Origin of the sequence: Nostoc sp. CHAB 5715, from assembly GCF_020829685.1 — a bacterium.
GTDB lineage: Bacteria > Cyanobacteriota > Cyanobacteriia > Cyanobacteriales > Nostocaceae > Nostoc.
This window is the reverse complement of the sequence record NZ_JAIVFR010000908.1, coordinates 1-3,038: the sequence shown is the minus strand read 5'-3', so window position 1 is coordinate 3,038 and position 3,038 is coordinate 1. Positions and strand designations below refer to the sequence as shown.

Below are 3,038 nucleotides of genomic sequence, written 5' to 3'. Positions count from 1 at the left end.
TCCTGGTATTGACTTATCACTTAGGCTGGAGAAAAATCTATCAACTCCATATGTTTGTTTACCTGCTTTGCTAATTACTACTTCATCTCCTGCAAGTAAATACACGTCATTATCTGAGTACAAATGCAGCTTTCACCCACGGGAATTTGGTAAACCAAGGACATAAGGGCGTTTGGGTTGAGCCGTTGTATCCTGGGAAACACCCGCTCAACACTAAGGTAATGAAAATTGAGCTAGTACCAACAACAAATATCGTCTTAAACTTTACTGAAAGGATTAGCGGTAAGCACGGTTATGATACAAACTTGCAGGCGCTGAAACTGCTATCATTTGATGGTTTCACCTTTAGTTTAGAGATATTCCAAATTATCCACATCGGTGCTTCAGATGCGCCGAAAGTTATTTCACGCTTAGGTTCGATGCAAAACGTCATCGATCAGGTTTTGCGTCCAATTGTGGGGAATTATTTCCGTAACTCGGCTCAAGAGTATACTATCTTGGATTTCTTGATTGCGCGAAGCGAACGCCAAGTTGAAGCCTCCGAATACGTTAAATCTGCCTTACGTGCTTATGATGTGCAAGCGGTGGATTCTTTGATTGGTTTGATTACCCCACCAGAAGAATTAATGCACACGCTGACAGAACGTAAAATTGCTGAGGAACAACGCAAAACTTACGAAGTTCAGCAGATGGCGCAAACCCAACGGCAACAACTTGTCCGGGAGACAGCACTGGCTGAGATTCAGCAAGAAATGGTGCAATCAGAGCAGAGTGTACAGATTGCCGATTTGAAAGCCCAAGCCCAAATTAAGCAGGCGACTGGTGAAGCCGAGGGGACAAAACTCCGGGCAATTGCTGAGGCTGAAGGTATTCGCGCCACAGGTAACGCCAAAGCTGAGACATACCAAGCTGGTGTGGAAGCCTTAGGTTCACAAGGTTATACAGCAATGCAACTGATGCAGATTATAGGCGATCGCAATGTCCGCTTGATACCAGATGTCTTAGTTAGTGGTAACGGCAGCAATAACGGCTTAGTAGATGGGCTACTATCCCTGATTTTATGGAATCAAACTGCTAAAAACGGTGAGATTACACCAACGCCTTTGCATCCACAACCAATAGTTACTCAAACACAATCAAATACAGAAAACGGTATTCCACCTATAATTGTTAATTTTCCGGTGGATAAGCAACATTAGCAACATCCCGTAGAGTATCACAGATGTGCTATCCTACCCAAACAGGAAATCTACTTCCCTCCCCAATACATGGGGGAGGGTTAGGGAGGGTAAGGTAAATTAAGCTAAACTTGCATTGAGACTCATCATGGAGCAACCCTGATGGTACAAATTAAACATAGATTTCAAAGCTTTGAAGAATATCTATCTTATGATGATAGCTCAGATAAACTCTATGAGTTGTTTAATGGAGAGTTAATCGAGATGCCTCCAGAATCAGGAACTAATGTTCAGATTGCAAATCGTCTTTTCCTGATTTTTGCGATGGTTGTAGGGATTGATCGAGTTCGAGGACATGGTTTAGAACTGGAAGTCAGAGGAGAACCCAGAAACCGTTATCCTGACTTGACAATTATTCGCCAAGAGCATATTCAGCAGTTAGCAAAACGTAATACTATTCGCTTGTCAATGCTACCTCCTCTACTGGTGATTGAAGTGGTTAGTCCAGGAGAATTGCAACGAGATAGAGATTTCATCGCCAAGCGATCGCAGTATCAAGATTGTGGTATTCCTGAATATTGGATTATCGACCCCGAAACTAAAACTATATTAATCTTAGAACTTACTGACAAAACTTACACTGAGATAGGTAACTTTGCTGGTAGTAATTTAGTTGTATCTCCACAATTGGGTCAACTAAATTTCAAAGTATCACAAATATTTGATGCAGAAAATCAAGCTTAAAGATAATCAGTCTACATTGCGATCGCTTTATAAACGGTCTCTAACTAATAACTGTAAAAGCGATCGCGCAGGGTAACGCAAGGGCGATCGCCAGTACGAGAATTCAAAGGCTTAATTACAATATAGGACTAATATTTGATTTCTGAAAAAGCTCGGGACAACTCGAAAAGCCTAATTCCCTATTCCCTATTCCCTACTCCCCACTCCCCGCCTATGTAGATAATTTCAAAAATCAAATACGATTCCTATACAATACCTGAGTGTGTCTCTCACCATGAACAGTTGATAATTTTGGCATAAAAACTTTGCTGATACAAGAACGTTATCGTTTAATCAAGCAGATTGGTAAAGGGGGATTCTGTAAAACCTTCCTCGCTGTAGATGAGGGCCAGTTTCCGCCCGTTCCTTGCGTCGTTCAAGAATTATTGCTGGAATACGAGACTTCTATTACTTTTCAACAAAAGGCGCAACAGCTAGAAAAATTAGGAAAGCATTCGCAAATTCCCACATTATTAACTTATTTTCAGCAGGATGGGCATTTTTATTTAGTGCAGGAATTTATTGCAGGCAGTAATTTAGCTGAGGTGGTTGAAGAAGAAGGTGCTTTTAATGAAACTCAGATTTGGCAACTTTTAGAAGATGTGTTGCCAGTTTTTCAGTTTATTAGCGATCGCCACATCATCCACCGCGATATTAAACCCCACAATATCATCCGTAGATCCCCAATTACCAAGAAGGGGGATTTTGTCATAGTCGATTTTATCACTGCGAAAATCGTCACAGAAATTGAGCGGCTAACATCTGAAACTACTATCGGCAGTCCAGAATACGCTGCACCAGAGCAAGCGAAGGGAAAAGCGGTTTTTGCTAGTGATTTATATAGCTTGGGTGTAACTTGTATTTACTTACTTACCCAGATTTATCCTTTTGATTTATATGATATTGCTAATAATTGTTGGGTCTGGCAACAATATCTTACTAACAAAGTTAGCGATCGCTTGGCCCAAATTCTCAATAAGTTGCTGCAAAAAGCTGTTAACCGCCGTTTTCAATCAACTGATGAAGTTATGCAAGCCATGGGTATGGAGTCTAAAATCCAAGTTGCATCTAAAATGC

The 3,038-nt window shown here is 41.0% G+C and carries 3 protein-coding genes and 1 pseudogene; 3 read left to right on the top strand and 1 reads right to left on the bottom strand.

Translation table 11 applies throughout. From position 1 onward, the window contains the following. Positions 1-166: pseudogene (locus tag LC574_RS33515) on the bottom strand (IS4 family transposase); the annotation flags it as partial. Here LC574_RS33515 and LC574_RS33510 point away from each other — a divergent pair. From LC574_RS33510 to LC574_RS33500, 3 genes are all read left to right on the top strand, one after another. Further along, positions 147-1,199, top strand: a complete 1,053-nt coding sequence (locus LC574_RS33510; RefSeq protein WP_306422198.1) for an SPFH domain-containing protein — start codon at positions 147-149, stop codon at positions 1,197-1,199. The pseudogene LC574_RS33515 and the gene LC574_RS33510 sit on opposite strands and share 20 nt — an antisense overlap. Positions 1,200-1,340: 141 nt before the next feature. After that, a complete protein-coding gene (locus tag LC574_RS33505) occupies positions 1,341-1,922 on the top strand; it encodes a Uma2 family endonuclease (RefSeq protein WP_229457898.1) in 582 nt (193 codons plus the stop codon). A 305-nt stretch (positions 1,923-2,227) separates the two neighbouring features. After that, positions 2,228-3,038, top strand: an 811-nt coding sequence (locus tag LC574_RS33500) for a serine/threonine-protein kinase (protein ID WP_229457896.1), incomplete at its 3' end; no start/stop codon positions are given.